Here is a 23,126-nt window from a genome sequence, read left to right on the forward strand (position 1 = left end):
AGACATACTGAGAACGAGTAACAATATTGTGAAACGAGTGACCTTATACACCATGAATAAATGCCCGCATTGTCAAACGGCGAAGCAGTATCTGGACAATTTAGGCATCAATTATCGGCTTTGTAATGTTTCGACGCCTAATGGCAAAAAAGAGTTTAATCAACTCGGTTTTCGTGGTGTACCAGTGGTCAAAGTAGGCGATCAATTTATCAATGGTTTTTCAATTAAACAATTTAATCGCTTGTATAAAGCCTGATGGGTTGTTATCTACAATTACAAACTCATCTACAACGTCAGCTTTAGCAACAATTTTACACCAGCTCTAACATAGCTTTTGCAATAGCTTGTGCAATCGATACTATAAAGCGTTCATGCCTTTCTAGATGCTTTTCGCCATCTTGTTACCATCACCATTAATAACCCCAAGCTAGCGCTTAACCAATATAGAGAACCGCCACTTCCGCCACTAGAAGATGAGCTTTGCTCGGCGCTGGTAACTTGCTCATTACTGATGATCACGTTGGCGCTGCTGGAGTTGTCATTACTATTTAACACTAATTGATAGGTTTTACTGCTGCTTTGCAGCTCACCAATATGCAAATCCAGTGTTGTCTCTAACTGTCCATGAGCAAAACTTAATGTTCGTTGCTGCAATGTAATAACCTCATTACTGACCACATTATTATCACCATCATTGACGGCAACAGATACCTCTAGGGTACCGACATTGCCATCGCGACGCTCAACTTTAACGCTGACATCGCCAGCGCCACCATTAAATTGGTAACTGGCAATTGCAAAGCGCGCAACACCTGCTCCGAGGGCATTTAACGCTGGATTGGTGTTATTGTTGAGTTCGTCTCGATTACTTGTGCCATCCATATCGTAATCGTCATACTCGGTGGTATCGTCGCAATCCACGGGTAAATCTATGGCATAAACATCTTCAAAGTTTTGTAGATAGTCCACTTGCCAACAATAGACCGGATTATTTTGTAATGATAATTTTAGCCATCGCTTTTGTTGGTTAAATAACGGCGAGACATCACTTATTTGATTATTGTTTAGGTTTAATGACACTAAGTGCTTAAGCTTGCCTAGCGTCTCAATATCGTTTATCTGGTTGTAGCTTAAATTTAAGGTGCGCAGAGCAAACAAGTTACTTAAATCATCTAGATTTGAAATTTGTTTTGCCTCACAACTGAGACTGTTAAACATGCCAATATAATAGTGGCTGGCAATATTGGCTTGAATGCAGCCTTTAAGTTGCGCATGCTGAAAACTAGTCAGCAAGGTTTCGCTGCGGGTCAGATTGACCGGCTCATTATAAAACTGGGCAACATCATCTCGAATAACATTAAGGGCAAAGCTGGCATCAGCACCATGTTGCTGATCAGATTGATCGACACCACAAGGGTAACCTAAGCAAGATAACTCGGGGTTGGAGAATATAGCTAAGCGGTTTGATGTTTTGAAATCACTGTTATACGCCATAACCGTGATAAAGCGTTTGTCAACGCCATGTCCCAAGGCAAAGTCGAAGGTGGAGCCTTCATAAGGCCATTGCATTCTGGAGTGTCGCAAGCCAAGATTATGGCCGATCTCATGGGCAAACACGTAATCAGAGGCATTGACATGCATTACCGAATACATGGAACGAATATCTTCACTGATCACCCCATACTCACCATTTACCCACGCATAACCGGTAACATTTGATGTTCTGCGCCCAATGATAAAAAACACCAAATCCGCCGCCGTTTCATAGCGGATTTGCTCGAGTTTTTCTCTTTGTTGTAAATCGTTGTAGGTCACATCGCGCAATGCGGTTTGTAAATCGCCATCAAATTGATAACTCAGTTTATGGCTAGCGGCCAATGTTAATTTGATATCTACCTTGCTGTTGCTAAATGTTTGATTGGCAACTTCGATAAGGTGACTAAAATGTAAGTCTTGCTGACCGGAAAAGTAGTTTTCGACCTCATCAGTGTAGACCATAAGTATGGCTATCTCCGACTCTGGTGGGGGCGTTGTTAAAGACATGTTCGCGGCAATTCTGTTTTGTATTTGACGGGCTTTGTCATGATCATGCAGATCATCACTATGCAAGTATTTGTGTGGTCTAATATCGTCCGCGTCGTTATGCATGCTATGGATGGCGAACAATTTACCCTCACCATTTTGCGCCAACAGTCGCAGGCTTTGCGTTGGTGTTCTTAACCAACCTTGGCTAGCGGTATCGTGATGGCTTAAAAACAAGGTGGTTGGTGTATGTTCATGGTGATCACTGGCGCTGAGAAATAATGTTTGCTTGCCGTGTTTCTCACTGTGCTTTTTACTGTCTACAGTGAGAGTGATGTGTCGCTGTTGATTAACTTGCAATCGTATTTGTTGACCAACGAGCAGGGCAGTGAGCGCCTGTATATTAAAGTTGATTATTATGTCTTGCTCGTTGATTAGCTCGGAGTCGTCGATTTGTAGATGGTCGGGCTGTTTGTTGCGAGCAGCAAACTGCCACAAATTGGTCGTCTGCGTTGTTGGTAATTCGGACGTCTGAGTAGATTGCTGTTGTTCAAGCTGTGCTGGGGTCGCATAGCTATTTTTGCTTAAAGCAAAGCTGCATAATACTAGGAAAATCCCTGACAGTATCAACAGTATGGTTTTTAGCCACATAAAAACTCCATAGAAATCTTACGACCCCTATTACTGTTATTATATGGCCAAGCGATGCCACAAATTTTAGTCCATGATTAGCAGTTATGCTTGCCATTTTGACAAATGGTTTGTCATTTAATGGATCAAAACTAGCTGTTAAAAATGATCACTCGCCAATGTTCACCAAGTATCGCCCGGTGATTTCACCTTTAAAAAATTTAGGTAAAATATCTGGCACCTGATCCAACGTGATTTGTTGGGATAGTGTCGCTAAAACCGGTAGGTAATATTGCTCGGATATTTTGCGCCACATATCCGCTTTTCTCGAAAGCGCAATATTTACTGAGTCGACGCCTAACAAGGATACGCCACGGGTAATAAACGGAAACATGTTTAAGCTAAAGGTGGCGGACGCTGCTAAACCACAGGCAGCAACGCCGCCACCGGGTTTTATTTGCTTAATTAGGTTTGTCATATAGTCGCCGCCTAACGTATCTATACCGTGGGCATACAGGCCGCGGCCCATAGGCTTATCACCTATATCATTGAGTCGATCGCGATGAACAACTTCATTGGCTCCTAATTGTTGTAAGTAGCTATTATCTGTTTTGCCACTAAAAGCGACCACGTCAAAGCCGAGCTTATGTAATAGCGCGATGGCAACGCTGCCAACGCCTCCCGTTGCGCCAGTTACAGCAACCGAACCATCATCAGGCTTAGCGCCCATAAGCAATAATTTATCAACGCATAAAGCTGCGGTAAGGCCGCCGGTACCGTAAATCATCGCATCAGATAAAGATAAATTGTTAGGACAAGGCACAACCCAGCTAGACGGAACACAGATATATTGTGCTAATCCGCCAGGTGTATTCATACCAAGATCATAGCCAAACACCAGCACCTTGCTGTCTTTGGCAAATTGATTGGTTTTATCGTTAACAATGGTACCAGCCGCATCGATACCTGGGGTGTGTGGGAATTGTCGGGTAACCCCTTTGTTACCGGCCGCAGACATTGCATCTTTGTAGTTTAGTGACGAATAATGCACTTTGATGAGCACCTCATCATCGGGAAGATTGCTCATGTCGAGTTGCTTTATTTGTTGGCTAAAACTGCCGTCTGCTTGCTCCTCAACCCAAAGTGCTCGATACGATTGCGTCATAATGATTACCTTATATCTAACGATAGCTACAAAAAACGATATCTACTTAAGCGTAGGCATGCCTTAATGATGATAGGTGTTTTTGCGCAATTTGCTGAGTATAAATAACAAAAAATTCTGGCAGATAAGGAACACAAGACCTGCCAAGTTCGAAAAAAATTTCATCAAAAATTCGCCAGTTTCTTGTGATAAATTTGTGATAATTTCGTGAGCGATTTGACAGCTTTGCTTTGCATACTGATTTTGAAAATTACAAAAAACTTAGTAAATCAAAGAGGAAGCAAAATGAATTTCACAAGCCCAAATAAACTAATTGCCATTGCGACCATGTCTACTTTATCGATGACGGCACAAGCTGCTGAAATTGAAGTGACCATAACCAATGCGACGCAAGGTATTTATTACACGCCAATTATCGTTGCCGCTCATAGTGGTGACGCACACGTCTTTGAAACAGGCACCATGGCCAGTGCTGAATTGCAAGCAATGGCAGAGGGTGGTGATATTTCTGGCCTTTCCAGTGTACTCGCAAATATCGGCGCTGATGTGGCTGAAAACCCTGCTGCCGGTTTATTAGCACCAGGCATGTCGGCGATGGCGATGATGTCGACCTCAGAAGGTAATGATTACTTGTCATTAGCGGCGATGATTTTACCAAGTAACGATGGTTTTGTCGGTTTAGACAGTTGGATGATTCCAAGTGAACCAGGAACCTATACATTTACTTTAAACGCTTATGATGCGGGTACAGAAGCCAACGATGAAATCGTTAACGGTGGTGGTGCACCTGGTACACCGGGTATTCCAGCCGCACCTGGTGGCGCTGCGGGTACTGGCGGTACAGGGGTCACCATGAGTGAAGAAAACACCTATGTGCATATTCATCGCGGCAATATGGGTGATGGTGACACTGAAGGTGGTAAAAGTGATCTTGATTACACGGTGCATCGCTGGCTTAACCCAGTTGCGAAAGTAACCGTTGTTGTTAAGTAATAGGAGGTTGTGATGAATTTTAAAATAGACAAATTAGCGGCTCTGGTGATCAGTTCAGGATTGTTACTCACCGCCTGTGGTGGTGATAGCGGTGATGACAGCATCTCAGCTGTATCAACCAACATCCCGAATTACAGTTACCAAGTAGATGTGGTTAACTTAACTTACGCGCAACCTATGTCGCCAGTGGCCGTTGTGTTGCACGATGAAGGTCAATTATGGACGGTAGGTGAGAGTGCCAGTATGGCATTGGAAAACTTAGCCGAAAGTGGTGATGGTGCCATGATCATGGATTTAGATGTGGTGAGCGTCAGTGCTGCCGGGGAAGGCATGCTAATGCCTGGTATGAATCAACAGATAACTATCACCACCAGTGCCTTGTTACCGCAAAAGATTTCATTGGCTACCATGCTGGTTAATACCAATGATGCCTTTGCCGGTGTTAACGGCTTAATGATCGCTGATCTTGACGTTGGTGAAAGTATTTCCTTAGTTAGCGGTTCATATGATGCAGGAACAGAAGCAAACAGTGAAACCGCCGCTAGCATTCCAGGACCCGCTGGCGGTGGAGAAGGTTATAATGCGATTCGTGACGACGTCGACTTCGTTGCTATGCACCCAGGAGTTGTCACCATGGATGATGGCTTGATGGCTTCTGCATTAACATTCGATCACAGGTTTGATAACCCAACGTTGAGAGTAACCATCACACGTACTGAGTAGCGAGCAGCTGTTATGCGGCTTCGCCATTTGGTAGGAGCCGCATATGACAGATACTGTACTGGTAGTAGAAGATGACGATGATTTAGCAGAGCTGGTGACCATGCAACTGCACGAGCTTGCTATCGATGTTGAACATCAACGTTGTGGGCAAGAGGGCTTGGACAGGGCTTTGGCTAACGATTACCAGTTGGTGATCCTTGATGTGATGTTACCGAAGCTGTCTGGGCTTGATATTTGTCGGCAATTGCGGGACAAAAAGCCTGAGCAGGCGATTATGATTTTAACCTCAAAAAGCAGCGAAACGGACCGCGTGTTAGGGTTAGAACTTGGCGCCGATGACTTTATGACTAAGCCGTTTAGTGTACGAGAATTACAAGCGAGAGTCCGCACTCAGTTGCGTCGTGTGCATCTTCTTGCCGGATTTTGTCAGCAGCAAGCGCCAGTGGAGTCGCAATTACAACTTGGCGACTTACACATTAATCAGCTAACTCATAAAACGACCTTAGCAGGGCAACGCTTGGATCTAACATCGACAGAATTTGATTTGTTGCTGTATCTTGCATCGCACCCTGATCAAGTGTTTTCACGTTCACAGTTACTGAGCTCCGTTTGGGGGTACCATCACTCCGGTTATGAGCATACGGTAAATTCTCACATTAATCGTTTGCGTAATAAATTAGAGAAAGATATCAACAACCCACAAATCGTGCAGACTGTTTGGGGGGTTGGTTATAAATTTAATCGACAAGGCGTTAGTGCATGACATTATCACTGTATCAAAGATTGAGCCTAGCGCTTTGCTTGGTATTTATTGCCATAGCCAGTGTTTTTTATCTTTGGTCAGAGCGTGCCGGTCAACAGTTTCGGCTTGAAGCTCAACAGCGTTTACATGTCTCACTTGCCGCTAACCTTGCTCGTGACAACCCTTTATTGCAACAAGGTATCTACGACAAACAAGCGTTAACCAACTTGTTTCATACACAAATGGTTTTAGGGCCAGCGTTTGAATTCTATTTTGTCGACAAAGGCGGCAATATTGTTATCCACTCCGCCGATGATTCATTGATAAAACGACAAACAATCGATTTACAACCACTGCTTAACCTCACCAAAAATCAAGCACCTTTACCGATCCTTGGTGACGATCCTCGACACGTATCAAGAAAAAAAATCTTTTCTGCGGCACCGGTATTTAATGGCGCTGCACTGCAAGGCTATTTGTATGTCATTGTCGCCGGGCAGCGCTATGACAATATTTTCAATTCCGACCGAAGTCAGCGCAAATTTACCGACTATTTAGTACTAAGCATTAGCGCATTACTGTTTTTACTGTTGTTGATGCTGGGGTTGTTTTGGTTTGTTACCAGCCCAATACGTCGCTTGAATCGAGATATTGACCAACTCATTGCCGCCTCATTTGACAGCTCGCAAATTGATCTACGTTATTGGCAAAGCGATAGCGACAACGAGATCCAACAATTGGGCTGTCAGTTTAGGTTATTGGTGCAAAAAATTGATCATCAATTGCGAGAACTCACCGCCAATGATCAACAACGGCGCGAATTATTGTCGCATTTATCCCATGATTTGCGCACGCCGCTAACGGCTATGCAAGGCTATATTGAGACCTTGGCGATACGAGATAAGCAATTAACCGATGACAAACGCCAAGAATACATGGCTATCGTGTTACGCAACAGTAAGCAGCTTAATATGCTTATTGATCAAATTTTCGAACTCGCTCATCTTGATACCGGTCAGGTGTCACTGGACTGGGAAAGCTTCAATATAGGTGAGTTACTGCATGACATTGCCGCTAAATTTCATTTGCAGGCGGAAAAACACAGCGTTGCTATTCATATCGAGCCACCACAATGTCAGTTATCTGTGCATAGCGACATTGGTAAGTTGGATCGCATTCTCACCAATTTGATTGAAAACGCATTACGGCACAGCTTTGCTGGGGGCACCATCAGCATTGAAGTTGAAAATTTAGGCAATGATGTGCAAGTATCTGTTATCGATACCGGTACTGGCATTAAAAAGGAAGAAATCGCCTATATTTTTGAACCTCGCTATCGGGCCAGTAATGCCATTGATAATGAGCACAAACATAACGGCTTAGGGCTAGCAATTAGTAAGCGATTATTAAAATTGTTGAGCATAGATATCAAAGTGTATAGTGAGCTGGGTAAGGGCACTCGTTTTGTTTTAACCCTTGCCAAACCGCTATAAAAAAGCCATTCTATATGTACCTAAATCAACGAGTTAGAATTGATGATCGTACTGTCACTGGTCACGACTGTGGTTGTTGCTACTTGCGTCGTATTGCATTATGAGGCGCTTAGGTCATTATCTCGCCGATTGCCTTATTTGCACTATAACAATAAATATCAAATTGTTGTCGGCGTGGTTGGTGCGCTGCTCGCCCATTGCGTACAAGTATGGATTTTTGCCTTGGGTTATTATTTTATGATGCAAGATGAGACCTTTGGTACGTTAAAAGGCAATTTTAATGGCAGTTTGCTCGACTGCACATACTTTTCTTTTACCACATTTAGTACCGTCGGCTTTGGTGATATCGAACCTCACGGGGCGATACGATTTTATACCGGTGTAGAATCATTAACGGGTCTATTATTGATTACCTGGACGGCATCCTTTTTATTTTTGGAGATGCAGCGTTATTGGCAAACTGAGTCATAGTAGTATCGATTAGGGGGCTTCGCCAATATAGCTAAGCTGTGACTTTTAAGTTTGTAAAGTTAGATTTGTAAATTTAGATCTTAAATTAGATCTTAAATTAGATATTTTAATTAAGGTCATTCACTGCACATGCGACAACCTATTATCTATGCCGTATGGCAATCTTGCAGACCTGCATTTTTAACACTCACCTTGTTTTGTGTGCTGCTGGCATACGCTGTTAGCTATTGGCAGCAAATCGAGATTCACTATGTGCATTTAGCCCTAGTGTTACTTGCAGCTCTTGCAGCTCATATCAGTGTCAATACCTTAAATGAATATCAAGATTTTCAATCCGGCCTCGACTTACATACCGAGCGCACGCCATTTAGTGGTGGCAGTGGTGCCTTACCTGCCTGTCCTGACGCCGCACCAGCTGTTTTTAAATTAGCGCTGTTTAATTTAACCTTATGCGCCGCCATTGGGTTGTATTTCGTCATCATCTTGGGCTGGCAATTACTGATACCTGGGCTAATCGGATTAATTATTATCATTAGCTATACCAAATACATTAATAAATTGCCGATAATATGCTTGCTGGCACCGGGCATTGGTTTTGGTTTGCTGATGGTGGGCGGCTCATTTTGGGCTTTAACACAACAACTCAATGCGGCGAGTATGGTTGTAGCAATAGTCACCGCGTTACTGGTCTCAAATTTATTACTAGTTAATCAAATACCTGATGCCAGTGTTGATAAACGCTTTGGTCGTCATCATGCGGTCATTGCTTTTGGTGTTAAAAAGGCTGTAATTATTTATGCGCTGTTCATTGTTTTCGTTGCCGCCCTTATTTGCTGGGCGACACGCCAACTTTGGTTGCCAAGGATGACCTTGCTTGCCTTGTTACCATTGCTGGCAGGTGTTGAATGTCTGCGTCATTTACGCCGCTATGTGATTGAGCGCGCCAATACTCGGGCATTAGATAAAGCCTTAGGCTTAAATGTGGTAGTTGCCAATGTCACGCCATTAATGTTGGCGATTTGCTTGTTGTTGGCCAAGCCGCCTGCTTGAGCATTTCTGTCAGCCTATCTGTCTATTACTATTTATTGCTAGCGGTTCTTATTGCGAATTCTAACAACTTTCCAGTTTAGGCTAATTGGTTATCATGAGTAACCAAATAGAACAAACAATCATTGCGTGCGATGCGTTCATTTCTGGTTGCCATGAACAAGTGAATAGACGTTTTGGGTAATAGTTGGTTGCCGCGTAATTGAAAATACTTATCAACCACATTGACACCGTTGGCATCCAGAAGTCGTAAATTTTCCAGACCGTTATTGTCGAGCCAACCTAACATTTGTTCAGGAAATATTTGCCCAAAATTGTGTTGTTCAATGTGCTCACACAAGGTCACTCCAGGTAAGCCGAGATCGTGTTGCGCATAGTTTAGTTCGATATCACCATTAACCTGCAAGCGCATTGGGTTTAAATAGGTGGTGACATTATTTTGTAGGTGCTGTTGACTTAAATCGTCGATATTGGCGAGTTTTAACAAACCCAGATAGGCCACTTCATGGGATTGACTGTCTTTACCGCCACCGCATTCAATGGTGATGGCTTCACAACCAAAGTCTTGCTCCATTAATGCGCCTAAACGAATTTGTGATAAAACCAATGAGTGACAAAATACCGCGGTAAGTGATAATGCCATTTCGTTTTTCATAATGGATACGGCAAACGCTGGGCTAAAGCCTGAGGTGTTATGTAAGTCCACCACCAATTCAGGGGTTACTTGTCGTATAGCGTTATCGATAAGGTTGGCGCGATGATAATAACCGCTAGTCTCGGTGCTATTGCCAAAACAGCGGTTTAGATCTAAGCCGTCTGCTAAATAACGATGGCTAAAATTTGGCGTCGCGCTTGCTGCTTCAATACTGCAGATAATAAATCGCAAATTGGTTGTTGGTCGTTCATTGGCTTTTAAATTGGTTAGGTAACGATGTGTTGCGATAAGGCCAGACGGTTCATTGCCATGAATAAGCGTTGTGATAACGCGAGTGCGCTGTTGGTCTTTGCCTGAAACATCAATTATCGTTGGCGCATAAAGGCTTAATAAAAACTGTTCATAGTCGGATTTTAGCGCGCCGATGTCAGGATCTTTTAGATAGCACAGCTCATTAAAATCTATTGCCATGGTCGCTCCCATTGGCACAAGTTGTTGCCACTTTGATAGTTACGTTGATAAGCCAATACCATCGCCTTTAATGCCGCATCGTTACTCATTATTTGTCGATAATGCTGCAACGTGTGTCGTTGCCATCGAGCACCGGTTAAACCGCTATCTAAACGTTGCTCGATAATGGACATAAAATAATTGCTTTCATCGGCGCTAATACCAATACGGCTTAGTCCATTACGTGCCGTGGTTAACATCGACTCGATAACCTGTTCAATCGGCACGGTTTGCAATTGATACTTGTGATGTAACGGCCATAGTATTTTCGCATCAAGCCCAAATTGCGCGGCACGATAGAAATTATGTTCGGCGTATTTAAACGGCATTAGGGCAATGATCTCATCGACATCATCGGCCAAACCTTCGGCCAAACCAATCGCTAAGGCGGCATTGGCGAGCATATCATCCACCGTAGGGCCGGAGGCGATGGCGCGAAATTCAATGCGCATATGACCGTTATTATGATGATCATAAACCGGTCTATGCCATGGCCAAAGCGTGCCCATATGCAAACCAAGCTCAGCTAATTTAGGTAAATGCTGCGGCGTACCATTTATCGATTCAGAGGCGTCGCGCAAAGGAATAATCGGCGGGTATAAGGCGACCGCTTCAGCAAATAGATCCCAAACATTATTGCGCAGCCAACCGTAACCATAACTGACTCGTGCCGGTTCGTTTGGCAATAAGGCATTGTTATGTCGCACATCAATGGACTGCTTAAATAAGGCGATGCGGGTTTCATCCCACAATTGTCGCCCTAGAAATGTAGGCGAGTTGGCACTGATAGCAGTAACTAACGGCAGGGTTAATTGCGCCGCATTAAACACCCGGGTAAAGCGCTCTGGTGATGTCATCAAATGAATTTGCAATGAGGTATTGGCACCTTCGGCACTTATATCGGCTAAGCACATATCTAATGGCTCATCACCATTAATCTTAATGTGAAAGTCGCTACCGCGTTGGCTCATCAATTGTCGAGATAAGCAATGATAGCGACCCAAAGGTGTCATCCATTGAGCACGCAAGTCGCGGTCATTTAAGGTTGGCAATATACCGATAGGTAGGGCGCTGATGCCGAGCTGTTTATTTACATCGGCAAGATTGGCGAGCTTTTGTTGTAACTCATCTTTTAGATGAAACAGAGGGGTTTTATCGAGATCGAATGCCGATAAATTGATCTCTAAATTATATTGATTCAATTCATATTGGCATTGTGGATCAGACAGTTTTTGCAATACCGCTTGATTACTTGGACTCGCCTGAGCGTTTTCATCAATTAAGTACAGCTCAAGCTCTGCGCCAAGTTTATGACGTTGTTGGCCAAAGTTTGGCGTAGCCAGAATGTCTTTTAATTGATCCAGTTGACGATACAGCTCGAGCCTGAATTGTTCAAAATCTTGGCGTTGAAAAGTGGTGTTAGGTACATTTTGTCCCATAGCAAGCCCTCGCTGTTTTACAGACTTTAGCTTGCCAATAATTATGCGTCTAAATATTGATTAACATCAAGTTAACAGCAGTTTACTTGTAAATAAACCACCGCTAGTTGTGCTAATTAGAGGGATAAATGCGGTTGATCAGACTTTGTATGGTGGCAGGTCAAAGGCGGCGACTTTTTTACTGTGCATGGTTAACGTACCTGCATAAGCGCTTTCACCATCACCGCTGAACTCAAATAAGTATTCAGCGTGAATGTACAAACCTTGGCGTTTTGAGAAACGAATGCGGGTTTTGGTACGAGCAATACTCATAAACTGCAAGTCATGTTGCTCGCAGTATTGTTGACATTTATTGCGCGCTATTTCGGCGATTTCGCGACTAAACCAAATGTACCAAACCAGTAAGAACAGGCCTAGAAGTAAATAAATGTCAGACAATACCATGTGATACGTTACTCTTTTGTTGCCATTAAAATGGGTTATTTCTTATTTTGAACGGCGGCAAAAATGGCACCGATTGAGTTAGCCAAATTGTCACTACGTTGTGGTGATCGCAGACACTGTAATACATATGGGCGAATCGTTGGGATTGCAACAAGGTCTTGAAAAACAGATGAAAACACATCTTGTTCGAGATGGCTACTGACGTTTTCTAGATACTGCAATAAACGCTCGTTATCCGCGAGTAACCCCCACGCTTTGCCGGTAAAAGTTAACAATAAATTCAAATCGTTACTGACGTTGGCAGCTAAAATACGTTGGGCTAGAGCGATTACTTGTGGGTGTTGGCTATGATCACTTACTGCTCTGAGCAAATCGGCAAGACGTTGTACATTGACCTCACTGCGATCTAGCTCGTTACTAGCTTGTTCGATAAAGGCCTGCAATAAATGAATATCAAATTGTTGGTTTTCTAATGCCGAGCATAACGGTGTTATCACCTCGCTTGGCAATTTTTCTAAAGCATTTATAAGTAATTGACTGTTGTTATTGTCATTAATACGAGCGGCAAAATCACATATACCTTGTATCGCAACACCTTGCCATTCTGCAAAACCAAGTTTGCCGGACATGTACAACTGACAATGTTCATAATATTGCGAGGCACTCTGTTTTAAGTCCCGTTTCACCACCGCATTGAGCGAGGCAAGCTTGTACTGGCTTGGGGTAAAATTGTATGGGTTAGCTTGCAACAACTCTTCCTGTTTTTCACTCGGATCTTGCGTTAGATCCTTACCCAAGGCATCAAGAATGATGGCTAAATAATGATTGCGGGAACCTTGATTTAATAAACCACGTTCATCCAACGGTAATTTCACAAACCAAATGTATGGCGTGGTTTGCGCTTTTTGCCAAAATACTAAGGCAAACATGGCATGACCTTGGATTGGAAACGGATAGGGTTGCATTGCGTGTTCCACTTTTTCAAAGTCTTGCTTACTCATTTTGCTGACTTTGCGACCCAAATCATAGATTCGATATTGGCAGCCACTTAATTGCAATAGTTCAGAAATGGTATCAATGGTGTCTTTTTTGGTGGATGATTGTTCGCTCATACAGCCCTACAGGATAATCAAAGTTTACGTTTTTAATTTCAATGCCGCGCATTATAATAAATGCCCTGTATAAATAACAGCAAAGAACCACTTGATAAGCGAATGACCGACCTATTTGATAAACAACAGCTTGATGAGCAAAACCAAGCGGTAGACGAAGACGCACCAAAACTCGATATCCTCTATCAAGATGAACACTTGGTGGCCGTCAATAAACCGAGCGGTTTATTCGTGCATCGCTCCTACCTGGACCGTGACCAAAAATACTTTGCCTTACAATTGGTACGTGATTTGGTTGGGCAATACGTATATCCATTGCATCGCTTAGACCGGCCGACTTCTGGTGTGTTGCTGTTTGCACTTGATCAACAGACCGCACGTTTAATGGGGCAGGCGTTCATGGACAAGAAAATGGATAAGCAATACCTCGCCGTAAGTCGAGGTCATGCGCCGCAAAGAGGTCATATCGATTATCCGTTAAAAGAGAAGCTGGATAAGATTGGCGATAAGTACGCCAATGCAGAGGCGGCGGAAAAGCAGGCACAAACAGACTATCGTCGATTAGCCACCGCAACCTTAGATATTGCTGTAGGCAAGTATCCCAGCGTGCGATATTCTTTGCTTGAATTAAGCCCGCATACCGGTAGACGTCATCAAATTCGTCGCCACCTAGCTCACCTTCGACATCCCATAATTGGCGATATCAACTATGGCGATAACAAACAAAACCCATTTTTTCGTGAGCATTTTGCCATTAACCGCCTGATGTTACATGCCAAAGTATTGTCGTTTGAGCACCCATACAGTAAGCAGTTAGTGACGATTGAAGCACCACTTGATGAGCAATGGCGAAAACTTTTTGTTGAACTTGACTGGCTGTCTTTCTTTTAAGCCTATATACGCGTCGCATTGCGGCCTTCGATAGTCTTTTACAGAACAAATTAAGTCTTTGTTATTGAGTTATTTTTCCATATACTAAATTCATAACTCACAATAAACGAACCTAATATGCAATATCAAACGCCGTTAAGTCATTTTCTTGGCCACGCTCAAGAGCGTCCACAGCAAATATTTTTGCATCAACCCGTCAAAGGCGAATATCGTGAATTCAGCTTCGCCGAAACTGAGCGACAAGCTCGCATAATCGCCACCTTTTTACATGCTCAAGGGTACCAAAAGGGCGATCGCATCGGCATTTTGTCGAAAAACTGCGCTCAGTGGTTTATTGCTGATTTGGCGATTATGATGGCTGGCATGATCAGCGTGCCAATCTACGCGACGGCAGGTGCGAGCACCATTACCTATGTGGCCGAGCATTCTGATATGCGAGCCTTGTTTATTGGTCCTTTAGATGATGCAAAAGCAGTAAAAGCGGCGAAAGCAGAAGAGTGTCATACCATTTCATTTGGTGAGTGTTACAACAATGGTGTCGATTGTGATTTTGACGTCGATGCAATTTTACAAGAGCATCAGCCGCTCGCTGAATTGCACCAAGCCGATATTGAAGACACCATGTCGATAGTTTACACATCGGGCACAACCGGTGCACCAAAAGGTGCGGTAATAAGTTACAAAAACTTAGCCTCAGCGGGGCATGGAACGATTAACGTTATTAATGCCAACAAAGATGATCGTGTGGTGTCATATTTGCCTTTGGCACATATCACTGAACGCTGTGTGATTGAGATGACGGCAATAGAAAAAGGCTTTGCGGTTTATTTTGTTGAGTCGTTGGATACATTTATCGAAAACGTAAAATATTGCCGACCAACGTTTTTTGTCTCTGTGCCTCGTTTATGGACTAAATTCCAATCACAAATATTGGCTAAGCTGCCACCGACAAAACTTAATTTCCTGTTGGCTATCCCGTTTATTGGCAATATAGTGGCGAAAAAAATTCGCAGCCAGTTGGGATTAGACCAATGTCGCGTATTTGCCAGCGGCTCGGCGCCTATATCGGTCGCGGTACTGGAGTGGTTCTATAAAATTGGCATGCCTATTGGTGAAGGTTGGGGAATGACAGAAACATCGGGTTTTTCTTGTGGCAATCTGCCTTTTGAGCGCAAATTATTGGGTACCATAGGTCGTCCGTCACAATGCGTTGACATGTCGTTGTCAGATGATGGTGAAGTGTTGATTCGCGGTGATGCCGTGACCAAAGAATACTATCGAAACAGCAAGGCAACACAAGAGTCCTTCGTTGATGGTTGGTTCCGCACTGGTGATAAAGGAAAGATGACCGAGGATGGCGCTTTTCAAATTATAGGCCGGATAAAAGAGCAATTTAAGACCGCAAAAGGTAAATATGTGGTGCCAGTTCCTATTGAGCGTATGCTGGCCAAAAATGTGCAAATTGAGCAAGTCTGCGTTATTGGCTACGGTCGTCCACAACCGCTTGCGTTGGTGGTTTTATCAGAAGGTATTGATATTAATCACGGCAGCGTGAAGCAATCATTAATTGATACCTTAAATGAGGTAAATGAAGAACTGGAATCTCATCAACGTCTAGATTACTTATACATATGTAAAGACGGCTGGACCACGGAAAATGAGTTGTTAACGCCAACATTGAAATTAAAGCGTACCCAGATTGAAGATACATATACACCAAGGCTACCAGCCAAAAGCAAAGATAAGGTGGTTGTTGAAGACTAGTGTCATGTTTTGATTGAACATAAAACGTTCAGTTGTTTTGGATTATAGAAAGGCGATTTTTGGTCGCTTTTTTGTTGGTTGAAATTTGCACAGTTGTTCTGTTTCCCTGTTAAATCAATATATTGCGAGCAATCATCGATTGTGAAATGATCATGAAATTTCAATAAATTGCTTGAATTGGCAACACAATGACGTATAGTAAAGTTCGAGTTTTGCAAATGCTTCGCCTTTATTTCGAAATTTATACCTTAAGCGATCAGAGTTAACCGCAAAATGCTTATCTGGTTTATAACTAGATAATTGATTTAACTCAGAAAGTATCGTTTAAGTAAGTACACGCGTACCACCATCTCGACATAAAACTGTAACATCTACAAAGCTACAATAGGGACAGGCAACAATGCTTACCCACAAACTTTTAAATATTTAGGAAAAATTATGTCAGATGTAAAAACTGGTTCAGTAAAATGGTTCAATGACGAAAAAGGTTTTGGTTTTATCGTTCAAGAAAGCGGTCCAGACGTATTCGTTCACTTCCGCGCTATCCAAGGTACTGGTCGTCGTACTCTTACTGATGGTCAGCAGGTTGAGTTTGAAGTAACTCAAGGCCAAAAAGGTCCTCAAGCGGAAAACGTTAAACCACTTTAATCACTCGATTAATTTGTAGAAACGGGTGATTAGCACAGCTAATCACCCGTTTTTTTTAACATGCTATTAGCGGCTAATAAAATAACAACAGTTAAAAGGAATTAAAATGACTCTGGTAAAATGGATGCTACCAATCTTAGCTACGACTCTTATGGCTTGTGGCGGTGATGACCAATCACAAGACCTATCTAAATTAAAAAACAATCGACAAAAGTGGGAGAGTCAACAAATCGATCAATACGCATTCGATATTGATTTAAGCTGCTTTTGTTTTGGCAATACCTCGTTTAGTGTCGAGCAACGCGGTAGTGAGGTGATTCGCTACAACAACGAAAGTCTGCAATTCGTTGACGCAGACCAACAACGTGCCTGGCTAGCATCAATTAATCAGTTGTTTGATTTTCTTGAACAAGAAATTGGCAGCGTCGATGCCATTGATATTGAGTACGACGAGACCTACGGTTACCCAACCTATGTCTACGTGGATCGTTATGAAGATGCTGTTGATGACGAATACAGTTTATCCATCACCAATATGACCATGCCTGACAATGGCATGTATGTATGCAACCCCGTCATAAGCCCTGTCTATCGACTGCGAGTTATTGATTTACACAGCGGTAAAGTTCTCAGTTGTGAGACTGAGGTCAGTTTGCGTAACAAAGACTATGGCACCTTCATTGAAACCTTTGTTTCACCACAACTAAATGATGGCAGTTGCGCCTATAATGCGTCTATACAAAGCAGTGAAAACGCGCCATTAACAGGTGAGATAAGCATCGGTGCACCAGGCTATGTAACAAAAGTCTTGGATATCGAAGCGAAATCCATGGCATGCGGTTTGCGAGATGCTATAGGCACGTTTTACCTCGAGAGTGCGACGTTATAGCGCAACTTTGGTCTGGCAGTATCGATTTAAAAAGCGGCATTTAGCCGTTTTTTTTATTTTCATGGTAAATGAACAGGCAGTTTTATGAATTTTCATTATATTTAAAGGGCACTTTTGTTTAAGTCAACAAATAATATTAACCCATGGAGGCCTCATGCCAGTTAGCAATATCGATGAACTCAATGCCATGGTTGCCCGTGTAAAGGAAGCGCAAAAGACGTTTGCCAACTACAGTCAGGAGCAAGTGGATGAAATCTTTCGTGCCGCATCTTTGGCAGCCAATAATGCCCGTATCCCGCTAGCGCAAAAAGCCGTTGAAGAATCCGGTATGGGCATTATTGAAGATAAGGTGATCAAAAATCATTTTGCTTCTGAATTTATTTACAATAAATATAAAGATGAGAAAACCTGTGGCATTCTCGAAGAAAATGAAGAGTTTGGAACCATAGAAATTGCAGAGCCGGTCGGTTTGATCTGCGGCATTGTACCTACAACTAACCCGACATCGACAGCGATTTTTAAAGCCTTAATATCCCTTAAGACCCGCAATGGTATTGTGTTTTCACCTCACCCTAGAGCGAAATTTTCGACCAATGATGCAGCAAAAATTGTGCTTGATGCGGCGGTTGCCGCAGGTGCGCCAAAAGATATCATTGGTTGGATTGATGTGCCGTCGGTTGAGTTATCGAACGCACTTATGACCCATGATGATATAAACCTGATTTTGGCAACCGGTGGTCCAGGCATGGTCAAAGCAGCGTATTCATCGGGTAAACCCGCCATAGGTGTTGGTGCAGGAAATGTGCCAGTAGTCATTGATGAAACCGCAGATATCAAGCGGGCGGTTGCCTCTGTGCTGATGTCGAAAACCTTTGATAATGGCGTGGTATGCGCCTCAGAGCAAGCGGTGATCGTTATGGATGATGTTTACGATCAGGTGAAAGAGCGTTTTGCTAGCCATGACGGCTATGTCCTAAGTAGATCCGAAGCAGATAAAGTTCGAGAAATCATTTTAATTGATGGTAACTTGAACGCCGCTATTGTTGGCCAACCGGCGGTAAAAATCGCCGAATTAGCGGGCATTAAGGTACCTGCAAAAACTAAAATTTTAATTGGCGAAGGTAAGCGGGTTAGTATCGATGACCCTTTTGCCCACGAAAAATTATCACCAACCTTGGGCTTATTCAAAGCATCAAGTTTTAAAGATGCGGTAGACCAAGCCTGCGTTATGGTTGAGCTTGGCGGTATTGGCCATACATCGGCGATATACACTGACCAAGACTTAAATAAAGATCGCATTAATTATTTTGGCGATAAAATGAAAACCGCGCGTATTCTGGTAAATATTCCTACCTCACACGGTGGTATTGGCGATCTCTATAATTTTAACATCGCGCCGAGTTTAACCTTAGGTTGCGGTTCTTGGGGTGGTAATTCTATTTCTGAAAACGTAGGGCCTAAACACCTTATCAACAAAAAGACTGTCGCCAAAAGGGCTGAAAATATGTTGTGGCATAAGTTACCTAAATCCATTTATTTTCGTCGAGGCAGCTTGCCTATTGCACTATCGGATTTATCGGGTAAACAGCGTGCATTTATTGTTACCGATAAATTCTTGTTTAATAACGGCTACACCGATGATATTACGGCGATATTGAAAGATCTTGGCATTGAATCACATATATTCTCTGATGTAGAAGCCGATCCTACATTATCCATTGTCAAACGTGGCGCTCGAGCGATGACCAGCTTCCAGCCTGATGTGATCATTGCGCTTGGTGGTGGTTCACCAATGGATGCAGCAAAAATCATGTGGGTCATGTACGAACATCCAGACACCGCCTTTGAAGAATTGGCGATGCGCTTTATGGATATTCGCAAACGTATTTACAAGTTCCCTAAAATGGGCGCGAAAGCCGAATTAGTGTGTATTACCACAACATCAGGCACGGGATCAGAAGTGACGCCGTTTGCGGTCGTTACCGATGATGAAACCGGCGCCAAATACCCTCTGGCTGATTACGAGTTAACTCCAAATATGGCGATTGTAGACGCAAATTTGGTGATGAATATGCCAAAATCCCTCACCGCATTTGGCGGCTATGACGCCATTACTCACGCATTAGAAGCGTATGTCTCGGTGTTAGCCAATGAATATTCTGATGGTCAGGCGCTACAAGCCTTGCGGTTATTGAAAGATTACTTGCCGTCAGCGTATCAAAATGGCGCTAATGATCCGACTGCACGAGAAAAAGTGCATAATGCTGCGACGATTGCCGGTATCGCATTTGCTAATGCCTTCTTGGGTGTGTGTCATTCAATGGCGCACAAAGTCGGCGCTGAATTTCATTTAGCACACGGCTTGGCGAACGCCTTATTGATATCCAATGTGGTGCGCTATAACGCCACGGATAACCCCACTAAGCAAGCGGCGTTTTCACAGTATTCTCGACCGCAAGCGCGTCGTCGCTATGCTGAAGTTGCCGACCATTTAGGCTTGAGCAAAGATGGCGATAAAACCGCAGATAAAATCGAGCGTTTATTGGCTTGGATGGAAGAGATGAAAGAGTGTCTTGATATCCCTAAATCGATTCAACTCGCTGGTGTCTCAGAGTCGGACTTTATAGGCCGAATAGATGAGTTGTCGGTTGAAGCATTTGATGATCAGTGTACCTCGGCGAACCCTCGTTATCCGTTGATCAGTGAATTAAAAGATGTGTTAATTGCTTCATTCTATGGTCACCCGTATACCGAAGTTGAAGAAGATGAACAAACCCATGATGAGAAAAAAGCTAAGTCGAAAAAATCGTCTGGTAAGAAAAAGTAGTTAACAGATAAGGTTTACACGTCACGTTTTAGCTATATTAATGGCATAAAAAAAGCCCGTTTTAAACGGGCTTTTTGCTGTTTGTAAAGCAGTGACTTTTGCATTGCTTACATGCTGTTAAACGAGTGTGAGACGCGTTTTAAACGTTGAAGCGGAAGTGAATAACGTCGCCATCTTTAACAAGGTAGTCTTTACCTTCTAAACGCCATTTACCGGCTTCTTTAGCGCCTGATTCACCATTGCAGTCAATAAAATCGTTATAGCCAACTACTTCGGCACGGATAAAACCACGTTCAAAGTCAGTGTGAATCACACCAGCCGCTTGTGGTGCGGTCGAGTTGTGCTTAAACGTCCATGCACGCACTTCTTTTACGCCAGCGGTAAAATACGTTTGCAGGTTTAATAAACCATAGCCTGAATTGATCACACGGTTAAGACCTGGCTCTTCTAAGCCCATCTCTTCCATAAACATCTCACGGTCATCTTCGTCCATTTCAGACAGCTCGCCTTCAATTTCAGCACACACAGGTACCACAACAGCGCCTTCTGATTCGGCGATTTCACGGACTTGATCAAGGTAAGGGTTGTCTTCAAAGCCATCGTCATTAACGTTAGCAATGTACATGGTTGGCTTGATGGTTAAGAAGTTTAAGTATTTAACCGCAGCGATCTCTTCTTTCGTTAATTCTAACGAACGGATCATGTGGCCTTCTTCAACGTGAGCAAGTATTTTTTCGAGAATAGGTAATTCAAATTTAGCGTCTTTATCGCCGCCTTTGGCTTTTTTAGCTTGGCGCGTTAATGCTCGCTCTGCCGCTTCCATATCGGCTAATGCTAACTCAGTATTTATAACGTCAATATCTTCTTTAGGATTAACTTTACCTGATACGTGCACGATGTTTTCGTTTTCAAAACAACGAACAACATGACCAATTGCATCTGTTTCACGAATGTTACCTAAAAACTTGTTACCTAGGCCTTCACCTTTTGACGCACCAGCAACAAGACCGGCGATATCAACAAATTCCATGGTCGTGGCAATAACACGTTCTGGGCTAACAATACTGGCAATTTTGTCCAGACGTGGATCTGGTACAGGTACAACACCGGTATTTGGTTCGATGGTACAGAACGGAAAGTTTGCCGCCTCGATACCCGCTTTGGTTAATGCATTGAAAAGGGTAGATTTACCGACATTAGGTAAACCAACAATACCACACTTAAAACCCATGGTTGATAATCCTGTACTGTTATTGCGCTTTAAAGGAATGTAGACGGTTTTGCGCTTTCTTCAAGCCGTCTTTTTCCCAGATTGCAAAGCAGCGTGCTGCTTCATCTATACATTGATCGAATAGAGCCTGCTCGTTTTGTGGGGCTTTGCCCAACACATAACCACTGACTCTATCTTTGTGCCCAGGGTGACCAATGCCAACCCTAAGACGATAGAAATCTTTTTGATTCGCCATGCAAGCGATGATGTCTCTTAAACCGTTATGACCACCATGACCACCACCTTGTTTGATTTTCACCACGCCAGGATCAAGATCCAGTTCGTCATGAGCGACCAAAATGTTGTCAACAGGAATGCGGAAAAAGTTGGCTAAAGGCGCGACTGCCTTACCACTTCGATTCATAAATGTTGTCGGGATCAATAAGTGAACGACGTTATCGCCTATTAGGCCTTTGCCGTACATGCCATGATATTTTTTGTCGGGAGACAGGGAGATATTATATTGTCTAGCAAGTTCTTCAACAAACCAGACACCTGCATTATGGCGGGTTCTAGAGTATTCGGGGCCTGGATTACCCAGGCCCACAACCAACTGAATATTAGTCGTCAAGGTTGCCCTCGCGATTATTCTTCAGCTGCTTCTTCACCACCTTCAGCAGCAGCTTCGTCAGCTTCTTCGCTGTCTGAGCTTGCGGCTTTAGGAGCGTTCGCAGATACAACCGCTTGGTCGTGATCTTCGCCTTTAGCTAGTTCTACAGAAGTCACACCTTTAGGAAGAGTGATGTCTGACAAGTGAAGAGTTTGACCAACTTCCATGCCTGCACAATCAACTTCGATGAACTCTGGTAGATCTGCTGGCAAACAAGCAACTTCAATGTCGTTTGCAGTGTGAGCTAGAGTAACGCCACCTTTAGTTACTTCTTCTTCGTTGATGAAGTGAAGTGGAACGTGCTGGTGAAGTTCTTTCTTAGCGTCAACACGCAAGAAGTCCAAGTGCATGATTTGCTGCTTGAACGGGTGACGTTGCATGTCTTTTAGCACTACATCAACTGACTTACCGTCAACATTTAAAGTAAGAACTTGTGAGTAAAAAGCTTCTTCTTCTTGCGCACGGTAAACTTTGTTGTGAGCTAGAGTGATAGATACTGCATCAGCACCTGTACCGTAAACGATAGCTGGAACTTTGTTCGCATGACGTAGGCGGCGGCTCGCACCTTTCCCCAAGTCTGTACGTACTTCAGCATCTAGATTTAAAATATCCATGATATTATCTCTTAAATAAAAAATTAAAATTTATTGCTTTTCGCGACCAAAAAACAATCCGTAGCTAAACCCCTTCAACATATAAATGGATTCAACTGCTATGGTAAGTACAAGTAAAACGGGCACTTACCATAAAAAGGCGCGGCATGATAACACTTTTCACACCA

Annotated in this window: 21 protein-coding genes; 12 read left to right on the top strand and 9 right to left on the bottom strand. The window is 43.2% G+C overall.

Annotation, left to right across the window (positions count from 1 at the left end):
* Positions 1–28 precede the first annotated feature (28 nt).
* Positions 29–256, top strand: a complete 228-nt coding sequence (locus tag HII16_RS08525) for a glutaredoxin family protein (protein WP_169129288.1) — start codon at positions 29–31, stop codon at positions 254–256.
* A gap of 113 nt (positions 257–369) precedes the next feature.
* Here the strand turns inward: HII16_RS08525 and HII16_RS08530 are convergent, their stop codons facing one another.
* Complete coding sequence (locus HII16_RS08530) at positions 370–2,673, bottom strand: zinc-dependent metalloprotease family protein (protein WP_169129290.1); 2,304 nt, start codon at positions 2,671–2,673, stop codon at positions 370–372.
* Between the two features lie 148 nt (positions 2,674–2,821).
* On the bottom strand, positions 2,822–3,817 hold the full coding sequence (locus HII16_RS08535; protein ID WP_169129292.1) for a YhdH/YhfP family quinone oxidoreductase: 996 nt from the start codon (positions 3,815–3,817) through the stop codon (positions 2,822–2,824).
* A 285-nt stretch (positions 3,818–4,102) separates the two neighbouring features.
* Between HII16_RS08535 and HII16_RS08540 the strand changes: the two genes are divergently transcribed.
* The 6 genes from HII16_RS08540 to HII16_RS08565 all read left to right on the top strand — a co-directional run bounded on the left by HII16_RS08540 (position 4,103) and on the right by HII16_RS08565 (position 9,289).
* On the top strand, positions 4,103–4,810 hold the full coding sequence (locus HII16_RS08540) for a spondin domain-containing protein (protein WP_169129294.1): 708 nt from the start codon (positions 4,103–4,105) through the stop codon (positions 4,808–4,810).
* 12 nt (positions 4,811–4,822) lie between these two features.
* Positions 4,823–5,533 (top strand): spondin domain-containing protein, encoded by a 711-nt coding sequence (locus HII16_RS08545; protein WP_169129295.1) that lies wholly within the window; start codon positions 4,823–4,825, stop codon positions 5,531–5,533.
* 43 nt (positions 5,534–5,576) lie between these two features.
* Positions 5,577–6,296 carry a response regulator transcription factor gene (locus HII16_RS08550; RefSeq protein WP_135437502.1) on the top strand — a complete coding sequence of 240 codons (720 nt, stop codon included), beginning with the start codon at positions 5,577–5,579 and terminating at the stop codon, positions 6,294–6,296.
* Positions 6,293–7,768 carry a HAMP domain-containing sensor histidine kinase gene (locus tag HII16_RS08555; RefSeq protein WP_169129297.1) on the top strand — a complete coding sequence of 492 codons (1,476 nt, stop codon included), beginning with the start codon at positions 6,293–6,295 and terminating at the stop codon, positions 7,766–7,768. The genes HII16_RS08550 and HII16_RS08555 overlap by 4 nt, the downstream gene beginning before the upstream one ends.
* 42 nt (positions 7,769–7,810) lie before the next feature.
* A complete protein-coding gene (locus tag HII16_RS08560) occupies positions 7,811–8,239 on the top strand; it encodes a potassium channel family protein (protein ID WP_169129749.1) in 429 nt (142 codons plus the stop codon).
* A gap of 129 nt (positions 8,240–8,368) precedes the next feature.
* Positions 8,369–9,289: a prenyltransferase gene (locus tag HII16_RS08565; protein ID WP_169129299.1), complete on the top strand. Its 921-nt coding sequence runs from the start codon at positions 8,369–8,371 to the stop codon at positions 9,287–9,289.
* 76 nt (positions 9,290–9,365) lie between these two features.
* Here HII16_RS08565 and HII16_RS08570 read toward each other — a convergent pair whose 3' ends face one another.
* From HII16_RS08570 to HII16_RS08585, 4 genes are all read right to left on the bottom strand, one after another.
* Complete coding sequence (locus HII16_RS08570; RefSeq protein ID WP_169129301.1) at positions 9,366–10,412, bottom strand: succinylglutamate desuccinylase/aspartoacylase family protein; 1,047 nt, start codon at positions 10,410–10,412, stop codon at positions 9,366–9,368.
* Positions 10,403–11,890: a glutamate-cysteine ligase family protein gene (locus HII16_RS08575; protein ID WP_169129303.1), complete on the bottom strand. Its 1,488-nt coding sequence runs from the start codon at positions 11,888–11,890 to the stop codon at positions 10,403–10,405. Before HII16_RS08575 ends, HII16_RS08570 begins: the two co-directional genes overlap by 10 nt.
* A gap of 138 nt (positions 11,891–12,028) precedes the next feature.
* The gene (locus HII16_RS08580) at positions 12,029–12,334 is read right to left on the bottom strand and encodes a DUF3301 domain-containing protein (RefSeq protein ID WP_169129305.1); all 306 of its coding nucleotides are present in this window, start codon (positions 12,332–12,334) and stop codon (positions 12,029–12,031) included.
* A 35-nt stretch (positions 12,335–12,369) separates the two neighbouring features.
* Positions 12,370–13,446: a DUF3549 family protein gene (locus HII16_RS08585; RefSeq protein ID WP_169129307.1), complete on the bottom strand. Its 1,077-nt coding sequence runs from the start codon at positions 13,444–13,446 to the stop codon at positions 12,370–12,372.
* A gap of 102 nt (positions 13,447–13,548) precedes the next feature.
* Here HII16_RS08585 and truC point away from each other — a divergent pair, with 102 nt between their 5' ends.
* From truC to adhE, 5 genes are all read left to right on the top strand, one after another.
* Positions 13,549–14,337, top strand: a complete 789-nt coding sequence (gene truC / locus HII16_RS08590) for a tRNA pseudouridine(65) synthase TruC (RefSeq protein ID WP_248289560.1) — start codon at positions 13,549–13,551, stop codon at positions 14,335–14,337.
* Between the two features lie 117 nt (positions 14,338–14,454).
* Positions 14,455–16,101 carry an AMP-binding protein gene (locus HII16_RS08595; protein ID WP_169129311.1) on the top strand — a complete coding sequence of 549 codons (1,647 nt, stop codon included), beginning with the start codon at positions 14,455–14,457 and terminating at the stop codon, positions 16,099–16,101.
* 438 nt (positions 16,102–16,539) lie between these two features.
* The gene (locus tag HII16_RS08600) at positions 16,540–16,749 is read left to right on the top strand and encodes a cold-shock protein (protein ID WP_135437493.1); all 210 of its coding nucleotides are present in this window, start codon (positions 16,540–16,542) and stop codon (positions 16,747–16,749) included.
* 106 nt (positions 16,750–16,855) lie between these two features.
* Positions 16,856–17,638 (top strand): DUF6174 domain-containing protein, encoded by a 783-nt coding sequence (locus HII16_RS08605; RefSeq protein WP_169129313.1) that lies wholly within the window; start codon positions 16,856–16,858, stop codon positions 17,636–17,638.
* 154 nt (positions 17,639–17,792) lie between these two features.
* Positions 17,793–20,465 carry a bifunctional acetaldehyde-CoA/alcohol dehydrogenase gene (adhE, locus tag HII16_RS08610; RefSeq protein ID WP_169129315.1) on the top strand — a complete coding sequence of 891 codons (2,673 nt, stop codon included), beginning with the start codon at positions 17,793–17,795 and terminating at the stop codon, positions 20,463–20,465.
* A 139-nt stretch (positions 20,466–20,604) separates the two neighbouring features.
* On the opposite strand, the gene ychF is transcribed toward adhE, so the two are convergent.
* The 3 genes from ychF to HII16_RS08625 are packed head-to-tail and all read right to left on the bottom strand — an operon-like array spanning position 20,605 to position 22,959.
* Positions 20,605–21,696, bottom strand: a complete 1,092-nt coding sequence (gene ychF, locus HII16_RS08615) for a redox-regulated ATPase YchF (protein ID WP_169129317.1) — start codon at positions 21,694–21,696, stop codon at positions 20,605–20,607.
* Between the two features lie 19 nt (positions 21,697–21,715).
* Complete coding sequence (pth, locus tag HII16_RS08620) at positions 21,716–22,306, bottom strand: aminoacyl-tRNA hydrolase (protein ID WP_169129319.1); 591 nt, start codon at positions 22,304–22,306, stop codon at positions 21,716–21,718.
* Positions 22,307–22,320: 14 nt separating this feature from the next.
* A complete protein-coding gene (locus HII16_RS08625; RefSeq protein ID WP_135437488.1) occupies positions 22,321–22,959 on the bottom strand; it encodes a 50S ribosomal protein L25/general stress protein Ctc in 639 nt (212 codons plus the stop codon).
* Positions 22,960–23,126 lie beyond the last annotated feature (167 nt).

This window comes from Thalassotalea sp. Y01 (assembly GCF_012932945.1).
Lineage (GTDB): Bacteria > Pseudomonadota > Gammaproteobacteria > Enterobacterales > Alteromonadaceae > Thalassotalea_A.